Source organism: uncultured Dysgonomonas sp., assembly GCF_900079725.1.
Lineage (GTDB): Bacteria > Bacteroidota > Bacteroidia > Bacteroidales > Dysgonomonadaceae > Dysgonomonas.
The window spans coordinates 209,085-226,417 of record NZ_LT599032.1 but is presented as its reverse complement, the minus strand read 5'-3'; the positions used below and the strand labels follow the sequence as shown (position 1 = coordinate 226,417).

The 17,333-nt window shown below is 37.2% G+C and carries 20 protein-coding genes; 14 read left to right on the top strand and 6 right to left on the bottom strand.

Annotation, left to right across the window (positions count from 1 at the left end; genetic code table 11):
• Positions 1-2: 2 nt before the first annotated feature.
• Positions 3-524 (top strand): NUDIX domain-containing protein, encoded by a 522-nt coding sequence (locus tag QZL88_RS00960; protein WP_296938014.1) that lies wholly within the window; start codon positions 3-5, stop codon positions 522-524.
• On the opposite strand, the gene QZL88_RS00955 is transcribed toward QZL88_RS00960, so the two are convergent.
• The 5 genes from QZL88_RS00955 to QZL88_RS00935 form a co-directional block, all read right to left on the bottom strand.
• Positions 508-1,146, bottom strand: coding sequence for an HAD family phosphatase (locus QZL88_RS00955; RefSeq protein WP_296938012.1), 639 nt, complete (start codon positions 1,144-1,146; stop codon positions 508-510). The genes QZL88_RS00960 and QZL88_RS00955 overlap by 17 nt on opposite strands.
• A 143-nt stretch (positions 1,147-1,289) precedes the next feature.
• A complete protein-coding gene (locus QZL88_RS00950; RefSeq protein ID WP_296938010.1) occupies positions 1,290-2,054 on the bottom strand; it encodes a porin family protein in 765 nt (254 codons plus the stop codon).
• 11 nt (positions 2,055-2,065) lie between these two features.
• Positions 2,066-3,184 carry a PCMD domain-containing protein gene (locus QZL88_RS00945; protein ID WP_296938008.1) on the bottom strand — a complete coding sequence of 373 codons (1,119 nt, stop codon included), beginning with the start codon at positions 3,182-3,184 and terminating at the stop codon, positions 2,066-2,068.
• A gap of 168 nt (positions 3,185-3,352) precedes the next feature.
• The gene (locus QZL88_RS00940; protein ID WP_296938006.1) at positions 3,353-3,790 is read right to left on the bottom strand and encodes a hypothetical protein; all 438 of its coding nucleotides are present in this window, start codon (positions 3,788-3,790) and stop codon (positions 3,353-3,355) included.
• A gap of 342 nt (positions 3,791-4,132) precedes the next feature.
• On the bottom strand, positions 4,133-4,480 hold the full coding sequence (locus QZL88_RS00935) for a DUF3836 domain-containing protein (RefSeq protein WP_296938004.1): 348 nt from the start codon (positions 4,478-4,480) through the stop codon (positions 4,133-4,135).
• 367 nt (positions 4,481-4,847) lie between these two features.
• On the opposite strand from QZL88_RS00935, the gene QZL88_RS00930 reads away from it, so the two are divergent.
• From QZL88_RS00930 to QZL88_RS00875, 12 genes are all read left to right on the top strand, one after another.
• Positions 4,848-6,494: a diphosphate--fructose-6-phosphate 1-phosphotransferase gene (locus QZL88_RS00930; RefSeq protein WP_296938001.1), complete on the top strand. Its 1,647-nt coding sequence runs from the start codon at positions 4,848-4,850 to the stop codon at positions 6,492-6,494.
• Between the two features lie 524 nt (positions 6,495-7,018).
• Positions 7,019-8,251 carry a site-specific integrase gene (locus QZL88_RS00925; RefSeq protein WP_296937999.1) on the top strand — a complete coding sequence of 411 codons (1,233 nt, stop codon included), beginning with the start codon at positions 7,019-7,021 and terminating at the stop codon, positions 8,249-8,251.
• 95 nt (positions 8,252-8,346) lie between these two features.
• Positions 8,347-8,535, top strand: coding sequence for a hypothetical protein (locus tag QZL88_RS00920; protein ID WP_296937996.1), 189 nt, complete (start codon positions 8,347-8,349; stop codon positions 8,533-8,535).
• A gap of 141 nt (positions 8,536-8,676) precedes the next feature.
• Positions 8,677-9,120, top strand: a complete 444-nt coding sequence (locus QZL88_RS00915; protein WP_296937994.1) for a VOC family protein — start codon at positions 8,677-8,679, stop codon at positions 9,118-9,120.
• Positions 9,121-9,162: 42 nt separating this feature from the next.
• Complete coding sequence (locus QZL88_RS00910; protein ID WP_296937992.1) at positions 9,163-10,092, top strand: hypothetical protein; 930 nt, start codon at positions 9,163-9,165, stop codon at positions 10,090-10,092.
• Between the two features lies 1 nt (position 10,093).
• The gene (locus tag QZL88_RS00905; RefSeq protein WP_296937990.1) at positions 10,094-10,891 is read left to right on the top strand and encodes a helix-turn-helix domain-containing protein; all 798 of its coding nucleotides are present in this window, start codon (positions 10,094-10,096) and stop codon (positions 10,889-10,891) included.
• Positions 10,892-10,984: 93 nt separating this feature from the next.
• A complete protein-coding gene (locus QZL88_RS00900; protein ID WP_296937988.1) occupies positions 10,985-11,221 on the top strand; it encodes a hypothetical protein in 237 nt (78 codons plus the stop codon).
• 145 nt (positions 11,222-11,366) lie between these two features.
• The gene (locus QZL88_RS00895; protein WP_296937986.1) at positions 11,367-11,615 is read left to right on the top strand and encodes an RteC domain-containing protein; all 249 of its coding nucleotides are present in this window, start codon (positions 11,367-11,369) and stop codon (positions 11,613-11,615) included.
• 165 nt (positions 11,616-11,780) lie between these two features.
• The gene (locus QZL88_RS00890; protein ID WP_296937984.1) at positions 11,781-12,125 is read left to right on the top strand and encodes a helix-turn-helix domain-containing protein; all 345 of its coding nucleotides are present in this window, start codon (positions 11,781-11,783) and stop codon (positions 12,123-12,125) included.
• 301 nt (positions 12,126-12,426) lie between these two features.
• A complete protein-coding gene (locus QZL88_RS00885; protein WP_296937982.1) occupies positions 12,427-13,032 on the top strand; it encodes a BfmA/BtgA family mobilization protein in 606 nt (201 codons plus the stop codon).
• Between the two features lie 3 nt (positions 13,033-13,035).
• On the top strand, positions 13,036-13,941 hold the full coding sequence (locus tag QZL88_RS00880) for a DUF5712 family protein (protein ID WP_296937980.1): 906 nt from the start codon (positions 13,036-13,038) through the stop codon (positions 13,939-13,941).
• 173 nt (positions 13,942-14,114) lie between these two features.
• Positions 14,115-15,110: a hypothetical protein gene (locus QZL88_RS00875; RefSeq protein WP_296937978.1), complete on the top strand. Its 996-nt coding sequence runs from the start codon at positions 14,115-14,117 to the stop codon at positions 15,108-15,110.
• 471 nt (positions 15,111-15,581) lie between these two features.
• Here QZL88_RS00875 and QZL88_RS00870 read toward each other — a convergent pair whose 3' ends face one another.
• A complete protein-coding gene (locus tag QZL88_RS00870) occupies positions 15,582-15,842 on the bottom strand; it encodes a hypothetical protein (protein ID WP_296937976.1) in 261 nt (86 codons plus the stop codon).
• Between the two features lie 80 nt (positions 15,843-15,922).
• On the opposite strand from QZL88_RS00870, the gene QZL88_RS00865 reads away from it, so the two are divergent.
• Positions 15,923-17,287, top strand: coding sequence for a sigma-54 dependent transcriptional regulator (locus QZL88_RS00865; protein WP_296937974.1), 1,365 nt, complete (start codon positions 15,923-15,925; stop codon positions 17,285-17,287).
• The last annotated feature ends 46 nt before the right edge of the window (positions 17,288-17,333 follow it).

Here is a 17,333-nt window from a genome sequence, read left to right as displayed (position 1 = left end):
TTATGCCGGAAGAAATTTTTCCGCTTGTTGACGAAACAGGCAATATAATCGGACAGGCACCGCGCAGTGTCTGCCACGATGGTTCGAAGCTTTTACATCCTGTTATTCATTTGCATATATTCAATTCGGATGGAGAATTGTATTTGCAAAAACGTTCTGCGACTAAAGATGTACAGCCCAACAAATGGGACTCGTCGGTCGCCGGACATATCGATTTGGATGAAACGCCGAAGAAGGCAGCTTGTCGTGAAGCCGGGGAAGAATTAGGGCTTTCCGGTATAGAGCCGATATTCATCATAAAATATATTATAGAAACGGATCGGGAACGGGAACTAAGTTATTGTTTCTATGCGATATATAATGGTGTATTCGTGTTAAACAGAGATGAGCTGGCGGACGGACGCTTCTGGAAGATAGAAGAAATCCAGTCCAATTTGGGTAAAGATATTTTTACGACAAACTTTGAACTGGATTTTATTAAGTTTCTGAACAAGGGACTGAACGGAATCAGTTCAGATATTTGATAATCTGCTGTATATCAGAAAAGTTTGGAACAACATTCTCTGTTCTTTCTATCAGTACTTCGTGCGGTATAGTAGTCGACAGGCCGATTACTTTCATTCCCGCATCTTGTCCTGCCCGTATGCCATGCAGTGAGTCCTCAAAGACAATACATTCAGCCGGAGAAGAATTCAGGTCCTGAGCAGCCAGTTTGTAACACATCGGATTAGGTTTTCCTTCGGTGATACGCGCGGCAGTGACTACTACATCGAACGTATCGGATAATTGAAGAATATCGAGTGCCCTTTTCATTTTGAAATCCTGAGAACTGGTAACTATACCTGTTTTGTAGTTGTTTTCTTTCAGGTATTTGATAAAATCCATCACACCGTCTACCAGTGGAAAATCCATATTGAGTTCAAAATCTTCCAGTTCTTTAGCTATCTTGTCTAGTTCTCCCTGAGGTAAGTGGCTGAAATACTTTTTCAGTATATCGGGTGAAGTAGTGCCTTTGACCTGTAATGCAAAGTTTTCTATACCCAGATTGTATCTTTCACCTAAATCTTCGATATGGATATCATATTGAGGTTCGGTGTCAGCAATAACTCCGTCGAAATCGAAAAGAACCGTTGAAATTTTAGTCATGTCTATATAGTTATTTTTTTACGCTGCAAAGGTAAGGCTTTATATTTTGATAAACAACCTGAGGGTGGATAAGCAGTATGAACCATAAAAAAGAGATGGATTCAATTTGAATTCATCTCTCGGTAAATTAGTATTATATATTTTTATTTCAATCTGTATGTTATACCTATCGTGCCATAGATATTGTGCATTTTGAATTCGATTGGGTTTGTTCCCGAATAAAAATAAGGAACTAATCCCCATGTAAGGCTCCCGTAGATTCCCACACGGTTTGTAAGGCGGAATTCGCCTCCGCCCAATAATCCGAAATCGTAGTCACGGGTATCATCGCTAAAGTCGAATGTGGCTCCCTCTCCGTCTATTTCCTGCCTTTGTCCCACAGGAGTATCTATACGCATATAGCCATCATAAACTCTTCCGTTAAACTTAGACGATAGTGTCCTTGCGGCATATATACCCAAACGTACCTGCCACCTGTTGTTAAAGTTGTATGTTCCATAGATGGGTATGGTGAGGTAGGTCATGTCTACATTGGTCATATTCTTTCCTACAAAATAACCGCTAAGACGGCTGCCATCTTCGGTAAGTACAACGCTAGTCTTCATATATTTCACTTCGTCTCTTACTCTCATTCCTTTCCAGTCGAGGGTGGCGCCTGCTCCAATGCCCCATCTGTCATCGAGACTGTATATTACATTAAATCCTAATTGCGGGTTAAACTTCGGATTGTAGCTTTCAATTTTTCTTACCTCGGCAGGCAGAGGAAGCGGCGCTGTACCTCCAATATTAAACCCCAGGAGGAATGACAAATCTAGCGGTTTCTTATCCTGTATCTGGGCGGATATACTTGCCGAAAATGCTGATATAAGAAGTAAAGTAAATAGTATATTGTAAGATTTCAATTTCATATTCATTCTATTTAAAAACTTTCGGTTAATATTTCCAGTTCATCAACAATCAATGTACTGCCTATTGCTCCCTCATAAAGATTACCGTCCTGACTGGAAGATAAAACGATTGTCAGTTTATAGTTGTTGTTGTCGAAATCGAATTCTTTTCCTTTTTCTTTTTCCTTGTATATAAATGGAATAGTGAATTTGTAGAACCCTTTATCTACTTCGACATCGGTAATATGACTTGTCTCTCTTTTCCAATCGGCCCTAGCTATGATTTTGTCAGAAGTTGATACCGTTCTGCCATCCAGATATTCATTCTGTCCGGATGCATTTTTGCTTACTTTAAATATTACGGCATATATGCTGCATTCATCTATTTTTCCTGCAACAGGATTTCCATTTTTATCGGTGAATTCAGCCCCCGGGGTATATTTGTAATATCCTGTGAAAGTTACAGGTTTACCATTTGCCTGTGAATACATCCGCCCCAGTTTCAGAGAAAGTAAAGGGTCTTCTAATTTTGGACTAAATTCGCCTAAGAACAATGAACCGGCAAATATGGGAATATTCATATCTGTTATAGATACATACAGTCCTTTAATGGTTTGTAATTTAGCTCCATATGTTCCGGAATAAGAGTCTGTTGTCTTTTCAGTCGGATAAGGATTTGCATTCAGAACAATAGCAACACCGGAATTTCCTGTGCTCCATGCATTATGATTGGATAATAATATGGGATATTTACGACTGCTTACACCGGCTTCACCCCAATCTTCGAAGTCGTATTTCAAATCTATACTGGAGCTGACATTGATAGTATATCGTTTCGAATAATTACCATCTTCGGAAGTAACTGTATATTCTTTACCTTCACTAAAGTCCATGGCCACTCCCGATGCCGGAGAAATGGTTGCTCCCGGAGAAACTTCGATAACAGGAGCCAGATTTGTTATATCAGCATCACTGGTTACAAATATTTGGACTTGATCGTTTGCGTCGGATATAATACTCGAAATAAAAGTACTTCCTTCTACTTTTACATCTGTGATGTCAGCTTCTCTGTTTAAAGGTTCATCCTGAATACATGAATTCAAAGTCAGTGCTATGATGATATTCAAGGTTAAAAATGATTTAGATCTCATACATTTCGATTAAAAAATAGTATACAAAGGTAAATATTTCTGTTAACATTTTGCCTAAAATCTGAATATTAAGCTATAATTGTCTTTCTTTTATGCAACAAACAAGAGCTTTTCTCTCCATTTATGAGAAAAGCTCTTGTTTGTTTATGATAATATCTTGTCTAAATATTATTCTTTCATAGTCAGTAATTTATCATCGTTAGTGTCTATGGTTACCTGCCTTATTACAGTTCCTTTATTGCCATACGAATGTGCTATACAATGAGACTTTCGGGCCCATATCTTCTGTTCTTGATTCCATTTTGTCTGGATTATATTGGCTATTTTACCATCACTGGTATATTCATATCTGTACTTTTGTGCGGGAATCCATTTTGTCCCATATTCTGAGAGGTAGGTTGTCCTTTCTACCAGTCTTTCACTGGGGTCGTATAGGTATATAACTTTTGATACAGCCTTTGTTCGTTGATACTGAGTAGACTCTTTAGTTGTATATCCACTCTCGTCTTTACTTATCTTTACGTCTCTATCTTTCTTATCTTGAGAAAAAAGACTTACCGATAGAAATAAGAATATTATTGTTGATATTAAAACTTTTGCTTTCATAATTGTATTTTTTATTAAACTGATTTACACTGATTGAATATTTTTATAAGCGCTTTCTATGTATATGACGAGATTGATAGAAAAAGGTTACAAAAATTCTATTATAAAAGACAATAAGATGAAAAAATATTGTTTATGAGTTAATATATCATGTAAATGAAATGTGTTGTTTATCGCAGTAAACAACGATATCTTCAGATTGTAGATAAAAAAGCCGCCCTTCTTATTAAAGAAGAGCGGCGTCATATAATCCACTTTAGCTATTCGGGAATAATTTTAAACTTAAATTATTAAAAGAGTCTTTGTCTTAAGGCTTTTATATATGTAGTGAGTGAAGTTTTTTTATTTCTTAGCCCAATCGTTAGACTTCTTGTCCCACTTGATCATAGCTGGAGTCTGAGGTTGATTCTCGGCATTGTAAGTATATTTATACTTCTGAACACCTGTCCATCCTTTTTCGCCCATCCACTCATAAGTGGCTTTTTCCATCATACGATTAGTTGCATCATAGACATAAGTAGTTTTTGTCAGTGGAGCATTTGTGTTTTTGTCACAAAATATAAATTCTTTCACACACCCGGCTTCAGTCTGTTCCACATTCGTGAATGTGATAGTTTCAGGAGTGCCTGCAAAAATATTTGCAGAAAAGAACAGAATAGCTAATAACGAAAATAAAGTTTTTGTTTTCATGATTCAAAATTAATTTAGTACTGCAAAGATATATTGTTTTCTGATATAGAAGAAAAGAAAACTATCAAATAGTTAGATTTATGTAGTTAAATATAGTTAAAATGGTGTATTTTGCGTCTATTATGGTATTGTTATACCTTATTATACTATCAAAAAGATATATTTCAATGTGAAGATATAACTAAAAATGATAAAAGGATAAGCAAAACCATCAAAAGAGAAGATTATATCAAAAAAACAATGCTTATTGTATAAAAATGGGGCAGATATGGGCTGAAAAGTCTTTCATATTCGAAAAAAAATGACGAAATTTGCGAGCCTTAAAAAGAGCTGAATAAATTTAACTATATAAACCAATAAAAAAACGATGGTAAAAAGTGCTTTACAAGTAGCCAGGGCTGCTTATAAACCAAAAATGCCAAAAGCATTGTATGGTTCTGTGAAAATTGAAGAAGGTGCAGCAACACAATCGGTAGCTGACCAGGAAGAAGTGAAGAAGTTATTTCCTAATACATATGGAATGCCTACTCTTAAGTTTGTAGAAGCTTCAGAGAAAGCAAACTATCCGGCTATCAATGTAGGGGTTATCCTCTCTGGAGGACAGGCTCCCGGCGGACATAATGTAATAGCAGGTCTGTTCGACGGAATCAAAAACTTAAATTCTGGCAGTCGTCTTTATGGTTTCCTTATGGGACCAGGCGGATTGGTAGACCACGATTATAAAGAACTTACAGGTGAAATTATTGATGAATACCGCAATACAGGAGGTTTTGATATCATAGGTTCGGGACGTACCAAACTGGAATCGAAAGAACAGTTTGATAAAGGTCTTGAAATCCTCAAAAAACTGGATATCAAAGCACTGGTTATTATTGGTGGTGACGATTCAAATACAAATGCATGTGTATTGGCTGAATATTACAAAGCTATCAATGCAGGTGTACAGGTAATCGGCTGTCCTAAGACAATCGATGGCGACCTTAAAAACGAAATGATAGAAACATCGTTCGGTTTCGATACAGCATGTAAAGTATATGCCGAAGTAATCGGTAATATTCAACGCGACTGTAACTCGGCCCGTAAATACTGGCACTTTATTAAGTTGATGGGACGTTCTGCGTCTCACATTGCTCTTGAATGTGCATTACAGGTACAGCCTAATATATGTATCATTTCGGAAGAAGTAGAAGCTAAGAAATTGTCACTCGACGATATCGTAACAGATATAGCTAAAGCTGTGGCGCGTCGTGCAGCTGATGGTAATAATTTTGGTACTGTACTTATCCCAGAAGGTCTTATCGAGTTTATCCCTGCAATGAAAGTGCTTATTTCAGAATTGAATGATTTTCTTGCACATCATCAGGACGAATTCAATGCAGTACCTAAAGATGAGCAACTGGCTTATATCAGAAAGAATTTGTCTGCCGATAATTCGAAAGTATTTGCAAGCCTGCCGGATGGCGTAGCCCGTCAGTTGACACTAGACCGTGACCCTCATGGTAATGTGCAGGTTTCTCTTATCGAAACAGAGAAATTACTGGCTGAGATGGTAGGTAACAAACTTGCTGAAATGAAAACTGAAGGAAAATATAGCGGTAAATTTGCGTCGCAAGTACATTTCTTCGGGTATGAAGGGCGTTGTGCTGCTCCGTCAAATTATGATGCAGACTATTGTTATTCTTTGGGTTATACAGCTGCAGCCCTTATTGGTGCAGGCAAAACAGGATATATGTCATCGGTACGTAACACTACAGCTCCGGCCAGTGAATGGGTAGCGGGTGGTGTACCTGTGACAATGATGATGAATATGGAACGCCGTCATGGTGAAATGAAGCCTGTTATCCGTAAAGCTCTTGTTGAACTCGATGGTGCTCCGTTTAAATATCTGGTAGCAAATCGTGAAGCTTGGGCTGTGGGTACAGAATTTGTTTATCCGGGACCGATCCAATACTTCGGACCAACTGAAGTATGTGACCAGCCTACAATTACATTGAAACTGGAACAAGGTAAATAATTTACCCCGGAATATAAAACAGAAGAGGCATGGACGAAATTCCGTGCCTCTTTGTTTTATTCGCACTTTTATATCTGTAGTTTAATTTTAACGTTCTATTATTTTCTGCAATTTTTACTACGCGCAATCAAAGATTGCTTGTGTTCCTTTTACCCAAAGCCGCAAAAGGAACCAAAAACGCTTTAGCGCCCCACTTCAAAGGCCGACCCGTAACGGAAAAAAAGACGAAACGAAAAAACTCGCTCTAAAAGTTGTAAAATAAAAGTCTGATAAAAAAGCAAGTTTCAGCCAAACGAGGACAACCGCCTGATAATGTGCGGGAAACGCTCTTTGTTTGGCTTTTCTTCTGGACGGCAAAAGCCACCGATAGACAAAGGTAAGACAAAGTTGGGTTACCACATCATTACCAACGGTAAAAATGCAAATCAGCTATAAGTCGCTAATTGTCTGCTTCTTGCGTTAAGTCGCGTAACCTCTTGTAACTCAAAGTAAACTAATTTTGTAATCTGTAAACTTTGAGTAAGATGAGAAGTACCTTTAAAATTTTGTTCTATCTCAAAAAGAACAACCCCAAACCCAACGGAACAGTTCCCGTAATGGGAAGAATCACGATTGACGGAACAATCAGCCAGTTCAGTTGTAAGATGAATGTACCGCCCAACCTTTGGGATACCAAAGCCGGAAGGCTGACAGGTAAAAGTACATTAGCGGTAAAAACCAACCTCGCTTTGGATAAAATCCGTGTCGATATAAACCGCCACTATCAGGAAGTAATGCAAACGGACGGCTTTGTTACGGCTGATAAGGTAAAGAACGCCTATTTAGGGTTAGGAGTAAAGCAAGATACATTTTTAACCCTCTTTGCCAAACATAACCAAGAATTTTCCCGAAAAGTCGGATACAACAGGGCGCAAGCGAGTTATTCCAAATATTGCACCTTATATAAACACATAGAAAGCTATATCATACAGGAGTATAAGCGGAATGATATATTTCTTAAAGAACTGAATCTCGCTTTTGTAAATGGCTTTGAGCATTATTTACGAACAGAACGAAATTGTTCCACCAATACGATATGGTGCTATATGATAGGCGTAAAACATATTGTAGCCATAGCCCGAAATTCGGGACAATTAGCCATTAATCCCTTTGCCGGATACCTGATTAGCCCTGAACAGAAAGATAGGGGATTCCTAAGTAAAGAAGAACTCAACTCGCTTGTCAATGCCGAAATGAAGAACGCTCAATATGAATTGGTAAGGGACTTATTTGTGTTTTCATGTTTTTGCGGATTAAGCTACTCGGATGTAAAAAATCTCACAAGAGACAACCTCAAAACCTCGTTTGACGGTCATTTATGGATAATAACCCGCAGGCAGAAAACAAATACTGACTCAAGTATCCGCTTATTGGAAGTTCCCAAACGGATAATAGAGAAGTACAAAGGCTACACAAGGGATAACAGAATTTTTCCAGTACCGAGCAATGGTAGCTGTAACAATATCCTGAAAAAGATAGCCAAGCAATGCGGGATTAAAACACGGCTGACCTATCATGTGAGTAGGCATACGTTCGCCACTTTATTGACTATCTCACAGGGAGTTCCGATAGAAACTGTTAGCCGAATGATGGGGCATACCAATATCAAAACGACCCAAATCTATGCCAAGATAACGAAAGAGAAAATCAGTCAGGATATGGAAGTCTTATCCCATAAATTAGAGAGTTTGGAAAAACAAATAATTGAAAGAGTGTAAAGCAAATAAGAATCCTATTGATAAAATTGATTCATTTTTACACTCGTTGATTTGAGATATGGAGTTACCTTTGCCAAAACAATAAGTGAATTAAAATGATACGATTACGAGATATAAACCTAACTCCACCTGAAGAGATACAACGATTGGCGAATAACCATGCAATCGCCGTAAATCTTCGGGATACTTTTCCATATCCTTACACGATTGAAGATGCTGTTACATTTCTCGGCTTAACTGAAAATGGTGTATGGATTGGCCTTTTTTATTCTATAATTTTATAGCTGGCAACTTGAATTAAATAATAAAAGTATGGAATGATAAATATGAACTATAAAAGAATATATACAAAATATAGCTTTCTATAGATAATGAATAATTTAGGAAACATCTGTATTAAGAATAACCATAAAAATTCGACAACAATGAAATTTAATAACGTAAGATTATTAGTTAAGGATTTTGCTAAATGTTTTAAGTTCTACACCGAACAACTTGGATTGGAACCGGCTTGGGGTGATGAGAACAGTGGGTATGCCTTTTTTAAGGTAGCAGACGGAATAGAGGGATTTGCTCTTTTTGTATCCGACTGGATGGCATCGTCTGTAGGCAATGCGGATAAAGAATTACCTATAGGATATCGGGAGAAATCACTTGTAGCATTCAGTGTGGATAATGTTGATGATACTTATAGAGCTTTGAAAGAAAAGGGTGTGAAATTCATTAATGAACCTACCGATATAGCTGATTGGGGGAGTCGCACGGTAAATTTGCGTGACCCTGAAGATAATTTAATAGAATTTTTTTCACCATTGGCTCCCGATCAATGGAGTGAAGAGCTAATAGAAGAAAATAAGCAATACGAGTAAATAGGATTTATTCCGGTAGTATTTATATAGTATTAGAAAGACATGAAAAAAGATATAGGCGACCATATTATAAGCAAATTAGATTTGCAGGATATAGTTAAGATACTATCCGAGGAATTAAGCGGGTCAGAATTAAATACCATTTTACTGGACGTTTTTAACAGGCGGGTTCAACAGGAAACCTCTTCGTCCTTGCTAAATAAATACGAAGGGAACAAACTGGTTAAACCCGCCCAAATAGATGTTTTGAAGTACAAAGAAGATGAGTTGAATTGCTATAAAATATTGGCGGGTAAAGGCTTTGACCCCATAGAACTCTCTCCGGTTGCACAACTGGGGACAAGTAGCGTTATAGCTACGGTAGACCAAAAGAAAGTTCTAACGGCATTAAGAAACACAGAAGTTCAGGCAGATCCAACCAATGCGATAGCTCTGCATTACGCTTCATTAAAGAAAAAAGGAAAATTAGATAGTAAAACTTACAATTACGGTAACATTTCGAGGGTTATACGAACGCAGGCATTTTCTAATCCTAATTTTACACCTCATTTTTCAGTTATTTGCCTGATTTCCTGTGGTAAAGATACAGGGAGTTTTAATTTTGAAAAAGAGGAACTATTTAAACACCTGACAGCATCGTATGACGTTTTACGAAGTTACAGCTTTGAACATATATACTTCGAGATTATCCCATGCAAAGGGTATGACGGTCAAAGCCCATTAATTACAGAGTCAATATCATATGTTCAGAAAAACAGCGACCATATAAAAGTATCGGTTGTCGAACCCGACTATGAAAATAACTATTACTATGGCTTTCGGATAAAAGCAAAAATGGTAGTAGGCGAGAATGTGATTGAGATTGGCGACGGTGGGTTGCTCGACTGGACACAACAACTTCTAACCAACAGGAAAGAACGCATGATGACAATGGGTATTGGCTTTTCGGTACTACATATAATAACAAAATAACATGGTAAAGGGCAAAGTCATATTTGAAGATGAAGAAAAAATAGAGATTAAATATCCCTGTTTTGAACTAAAGGATATTGTCGAGTATTATTTCGAAATAAAAACTCCGGACAATTCTATAAATCCGTTCTCACTTATAGCTTTGCCCAATGCTAATGTTATAGTTTCAGTTTACTTGTCAGACAAGAGCCAAACATTCAAAGTTCATCGTGGACAGGGTATGGCTGATACATCAGGAGATAAAATCTCCGGCAGTTTGACAGACGCAATCGCCGTGATGCACGCTCCCGGAACCCATGAATTTTCAATTAAATTCAAGCCGGGAGTTTTATACTCCTGTTTATCCGAAGATATTCCGACTTTGGTAGATAATAGCTTGCCATTGCAAAAATATCTAAATCAAAAAATAATAGACGAACTAAAATTGAAAACCTCTTTTGATGAGCGGGTTCTGTTTGTAGAGAATTGGCTTTTAAGTAATATGAAAATCTTTAGTTCTGACTTTAAGCTTAAAGCCGTAACAAAAGCAATTTACTACATTAATAATAGCCATGATTACAAGCTAAATGTTGTAAGCAAAGAGGTCGGAGTATCAAATCCTACTCTCAACAGATATTTCAAAGAAGTATTAGGAGTATCGCCTAAACAATGCTTTAAAGCCCTACGCTTCAAAACAGCATTGAAAAGCTATAGAGCCAAAGGTAGTTATGATTTATATGACGAATTGGGCTATACTGATTTTTCTCATTTTGTAAAAGAAGCTAAGAATTTAGCAAACAAACCCCCATCAGAATTATAAAAAGTAGTAAGAACGATAAAACACATAAATAAAAAATCATTCAGCATAAAACAGGACTTCGGTCTGACAATCAATATTAATCATCAAAAAATTATGCTTATGAATGAATTAGTAAAGACGGAGTTATTCAGCTTATTGTCTGAATCTTCACAAGAAAACACAAACGAAGAAATGCAGAGTGCCTATGGATGCTTTTTGGAACAGGTAAATAAAGTCAGTCAATCCGAAAACAAGTACTCCAAAATCTTTCGGATACTGAATATTACTCGTGTTGAGTTAGTATCCATAGAATCACTTTATCAGCACGGGCAGGGGGAAAAATGCTTTTAAATTTAACTGTCTTCAAAAGGCATTATCCGTAATTGATTATGAACTTGAACTATTAAGGCTCAAAATCCAACACCCCGAACAATTCTACCAATCCAATCTCATAACATTTCAATCCGACCTTTATATTATCCCTAAGTCGAAAGATTTGGGGATTGTTGCTTTAGCGGAGATTGCGATTGCCCTTTTTTTCTCAAAGAAAGTATTTCAACGGAACGGGAAGCCTGCGCACCTAAACCAAATTGCACAAGTCTTTGAAAAGATGTTTAATTGCAGTTTCGGGAGTATTTACGACCAAGAAGTAATGGTTTTCAGACGAAAGCCATTCAACCGAACAAAAGCCCTTGATTTCCTGCGAAATCTCATAATTCGTAAGGATAAAGAGAGTAAAGAATAACAAGATGGGAAATAACCGTTTTGTAACATGCTATATCCAAGCATATTACAAAAGACTTTAGGGGGAGTAGTTATCTACTCCTCTGTTTTTGCTTCTCCGCTTTGCCGTCCTTTGCTTCATCAATGCATTGAGATAACGAATTATTAATCTCAAAAATGAAGCAAAATGTATATTAATAACGAAGATTTTGAAAAATGGATGGACAAGCTATCCAAGAAGCTAAATGAGATTGGTCAGGATTTAAAATCACTGATTAATACCAACGAAGTATTTGACGAGGACGAGAAATTGCTCGACAATCAGGACTTAGCCTTTCTTTTAAAGGTTTCCAAACGTACCCTCCAACGTTACCGGGCAAGCGGTAAGCTCCCTTATTTTATGATTGCTCATAAGACCTATTACCGGACTGTTGACGTTCGGAACTTTGTCCGTGAACATATGGACTTTAAAACCTATCAGGAGTTTGAAAAGAAGCACCTGAAAAATGATAAGGATAAAAAAGATGAATGATTCTGCTTTTTAGTCTATGCAGAATGGTGCAAATGAGTGAAGGCTATTTTTAGTTTATGCCTTCAAGTAATAGCTCCGCATTTAGCAGAAACAACCTCGCCTTCCGGCTCTGTTCGTTTCGCTAAATTAAGCAAGAGGGAACTGGACTTTGTCCTGTTCTTCCTCTTGCCCTGCGGGGCAAAGCCTTCGGCTTTAGCGTGTTAGATAAACACGCTGTAATTAGTCTAATAATTAACCTTTCGCATTTGTCGCTAATTATCAGCCATTTAATAATATAAAATTCTATTAAAAAGTAATTATAATGAAAAATGAAGTCCAAAAGATTATATATACTACCGTTTCCATAGACAAGGAAACAGGTCGTTTAGTTGAAAAGATATGCAAACGCTATTCGCTGAAAAAAAGTGAAGTTGTGAAACTGGCTTTTCTGTATCTGGACAAAGCCCATATCAACCCCGCTGATGCTCCCGAATCAGTAAAATCGGAACTATCCAAGATTAACAAACGGCAGGATGATATTATACGCTTCATTCGGAAGTACGAAGAAAACCAGCTCAATCCGATGATACGGACAAGCCATTCTATTGCTGTCAAATTTGATGCTTCTGTGAAAGAACAAAAGGGGTTAATAACCTCGGAAATAAATTCTACACGGGAATTACAGGATAATGTTCTGAAAAAGATAAGCGAAACGTTCAACCAACATGCCGGAGTGATTAACAACCAAGCAAAACAAATTAACGACCTCGCCCAAGCCGTAAACTCATCATTAAAGAAACAGGAGAGAAATAATAATAAACTTCTACAACTGATTTCCCTATATTCGGAATTGGCAACCTGTGGAGTAATGGACGGCAAGCGGAAAGAGAACCTAAGAACTGAAATCAACGACCTGATAAACGAATAATCTATGAACATAGATTTCCCGCCACCGTCCAAAGGCACATACAACAATGCAGGCAGTAGCCGGAGATTGACCCAATACATGGAGCATGAAGATATGGAACGCATGGAGCAAGAAATCTATACCGAAGGGTTTTTCAACCAGACAGAGGATAATATCTATAAATCCCAAGTCATTAAGGATATAGACGGCAATATCGGGCAACTTATGAAAATGGATGCTAAGTTTTACGCTATTCATGTCAGCCCATCGGAAAAAGAACTTCGGGCAATGGGTAACACAGAACAGGAACAAGCCGAAGCCATGAAACGGTATATCCGGGAAATTGTTATTCCCGAATACGCAAAGAACTTCAACAAAGGACTATCAGCAGAGGATATAAAGTTTTACGGCAAAATACATTTCGACCGAAACAGGTCGGACAACGAACTGAATATGCATTGCCATTTGATTGTCAGCCGGAAAGACCAAGCGAACAAAAAGAAACTATCACCGCTTACCAACCACAAGAACACTAAGAAAGGGGCAATCAAAGGAGGTTTTGACAGGAAGAACCTGTTCCGGCAGACAGAGCAGGGATTTGATAAGCTATTCAGCTATAACCGCCCCCTAACAGAATCTTTTGAGTACTATAACACGATGAAGAACGGCAGTATAACCGAGCAACTCAATATGCAGGAACAACAGATTTTCAATGCAAGAAAAAATGCTGATATGCAAACCAACATATACACAAATAAGCAGTCCGCAAATCAAGAAAATAAGAAAGAAGATAAGCAATCTTTCAGTCTTCCCGATTTGGGTTTATCTTCTGCGTTAGGCATGCTTACTCCCGATACTAACAAGCAAGGGGAGCAACAAATTCCCGTGAAAAGAAAAAATAAAAAACCGAAGCGAGGATTTAAAAGATAGTAATTATCTAAAGGATAACATACTTAAAATTTGATGATTATTATGTAAATTTGCACTTGATTGTTTGAGAGAATAAACGTATTTAGAATATATAGAGAGGTTCAATGTTAATCATCACATATATTATTCATGATAATTATACGTCAACTAGTTATTTTTAATGCAAAATAGCAATGGAAGATTTTTTGAAAGATATAAATAAATCTGACTTATTAGTTATAGTGATTTCTTGTATCAGTTTATTTGTGTCCGCAATTGTACTTCTAATCACTTATAAAACTTACATTTTAAAATATGGGCATAAGGTTCGTGGTTGGACAGGAATTTCATATTCAATCACATCATCTAATAATTATTTTCATACTCTTGTTTTAGAGAACTTGAAAGATAAGGATTTGATAATCTTTGATATTTTTGTTCGCTTTGGACATAATATTTATTTGGATATGCTTGACAAAGACAATTTAAATGAAAGCTATTTTCATATAATTCCTGCACTAAGTACAAAAGAATTTCGATTTGGACCAGCAATAGAATATACTTCTGGTACTCATTTAGTAAATTTATCTCAACTTTTTGCTAATGAAAAGATAAGTAAAAAGATTATTCTATCGACCAATCAAGGTAAAGTTGTTGTTAGTCCTTTCAAAAAAGGATGGAGTCCTATTTCCGATTATTTTAATAATTATGGTACTGTGGTAATTAATCCTATTAGATATTATTCTGATAACTCAATCTATGGGAGAAAAGGTAAAGAAAAGGAGCAGACAAATCCTGCAATTGATTATAGCACTTATGGCAATCAGACATTATACTTAGTTGTTATCAAAAGAAAGCATTTTGGATTAGTAACATACCCCATTTGGAAAAATGCTAAGGTGCAGTACTTTAGCGATATAGATTTTACGAAAGAATCTCTTGAAAACAAAGATTCTTTAAAAAAGTTTCTCCTTAAGGCAAAAGCCAATAATAAGATTGATTTTGAGACAATTGATACAATTGTGGATTTTCAATCATATGTTAACAGTATACGTGAAAAATATTCCACTTCTCCAATCTTATTAGAAGCTGAAAATTGGTATACATATCATGTTGTTGATAAAGTTCAAACTTATTGGTATAAGTTTAAAGAGTGCCATAAAGGAAAAAGGCAAAAGAAAGGGAAGTAGTATAGTTCTTTTTTTTATTTGATTTACAAAAGTACATTCCGGCAATAGAACGTCAACACCAAGCCGCAAGCGGTTTTTAGAAATTTCTTCCTTTCCGCATACGGAAAGAGTAAATTTCTAAAAAGTGTTGCCTTATCTATTCCCTGCATGAATGAGATGTATATCAATAAAAAAAGAAAAAAATATGTATTGGGATTGAGAAATAATGTGTAGATTTGTAGTGAGTTATTTGAGGAAATACAGCGCAAAACGCACGGTTGCCAAATCGTTACCTCGCTAGTTGAAAAATTCCACTTACAGCCTTTTGTTCAAGAGGTTAACTACCAAAGATAATTTTGTAAAATATGAATTGGCAGATAAGCTCAAACACGTTTTCGTTTTTTCGTCTTTTAATCCTACGGGTACCCCGTCCATGAAGCTAACGGCGCAGGCTGACGCACTAACGGAGCAAAGCCCCTAATCTAATATGCGTCAGCCCCTGCGCATTAGTGACGCAGGCGGGGTACCCACACGGTGCAGTCGGCTAAGAAAGGGACGGGGCGATAGCCCGTTTGTCCCTTTCAGCCGATAAACCGGTTGTGGGTCGCCGAGGAACGAAGCGCTAGCCTTTTGCTTACTTTTGGGCAATGCCAAAAGTGAGGGCAAGCCCGGGAGGGCGCGGCAGGCTTGAACCGAATGATAAAAGTTTCTACAAAGAATGCTTATATGATGAAAAGAATCCAACGTTTTCACGCAACAACAATTATTTCAGCTACTAATTGGCATAACTAATAAATTTCTATATTTGTACCATTGACTAATAAACCTCCGGAATGAAAAAAGGCAGTATTCTGATTGTAGATGATAATAAAAATGTATTGAGTGCATTGCGTATCTTACTTGATAATTACTTTGAAGAAGTCACGCTATTATCATCTCCCAATATGCTCCTCTCTATGCTCAGAGAAAAAAATCCGGACATTGTATTGTTGGATATGAACTATTCGGCCGGAATAAATACAGGTAATGAAGGCTTGTTCTGGCTGTCGGAAGTAAAGAAGACCGATCCGGAACTTCCGGTTGTCTTATTCACTGCATATGCCGATATCGAACTGGCCGTGAAGGCCCTGAAAGAAGGCGCCAGCGATTTTGTGGTGAAACCTTGGGATAATGCAAAATTACTAGCAACGCTGCAATCTGCCTTAGCTCTTCGTCAATCGAGGAGGGAAGTAAAGAAGCTTAAAGAAAAACAAGATATCCTGAATTCGGAATTGACTAAAGACTCTGATGTATGTTGGGGGAAATCCGGAGCTATGCAGAATTTGCTCTCAATGATAGAGAAAGTAGCTAAAACGGATGCTAATGTACTTATTACAGGTGAAAATGGTACAGGAAAGGAGTTGATTGCCCGAAAAATACATCAATTATCATTGCGGGCAGGGGAAACCCTTGTCAGTGTAGATATGGGTGCTATTACTGAAACATTGTTCGAAAGTGAGCTTTTCGGTCATACAAAAGGTGCATTTACTGATGCAAGAACCGACCGAGCCGGAAAGTTTGAGGCAGCGGATAAAGGTACCCTTTTTCTGGATGAGATAGGAAATCTTAGCTATATATTACAAGCAAAACTGCTTACTGCATTACAATCGCGACAAATAGTAAGGGTGGGAAGCAATAAACCCATACCGGTAGATATACGGTTAATAAGTGCTACAAATCGTAATTTGTTCGAATCGGTGAGAAACGGCGAATTCAGGGAGGATTTATTATACCGTCTCGATACTATTCAGATCGAAGTGCCTGCATTGCGTGACCGGAAAGAAGATATTTCTTTACTAGCCAACTTCTTTTTATTGCGCTTTGCAAAAAAGTATAATAAAAAAGGTTTGGCATTTAATGAAAAGACTGTATCAAAACTTGAAAATTATTCATGGCCGGGTAATGTGCGTGAATTGGAACATGCCGTAGAAAAAGCTGTTATTTTATGTGATGGGGCAGAATTGCAACCTTCCGATTTCTATATGCGGGCAACAGAAGACAGGGCTGCGATTATAGAATCCATTACACTGGACGAAATGGAAAAAATACTCATAGAAAAAGCATTGAGCAAATATGATAAAAATATATCAGCTATAGCAGCCGAACTGGGTATTACACGTCCTACACTTTATAATAAGATGAAAAAGTATGGATTATAATCAGATTTATTCATCTATATGGAAAAGATAAGTAATAGGTGAAAAA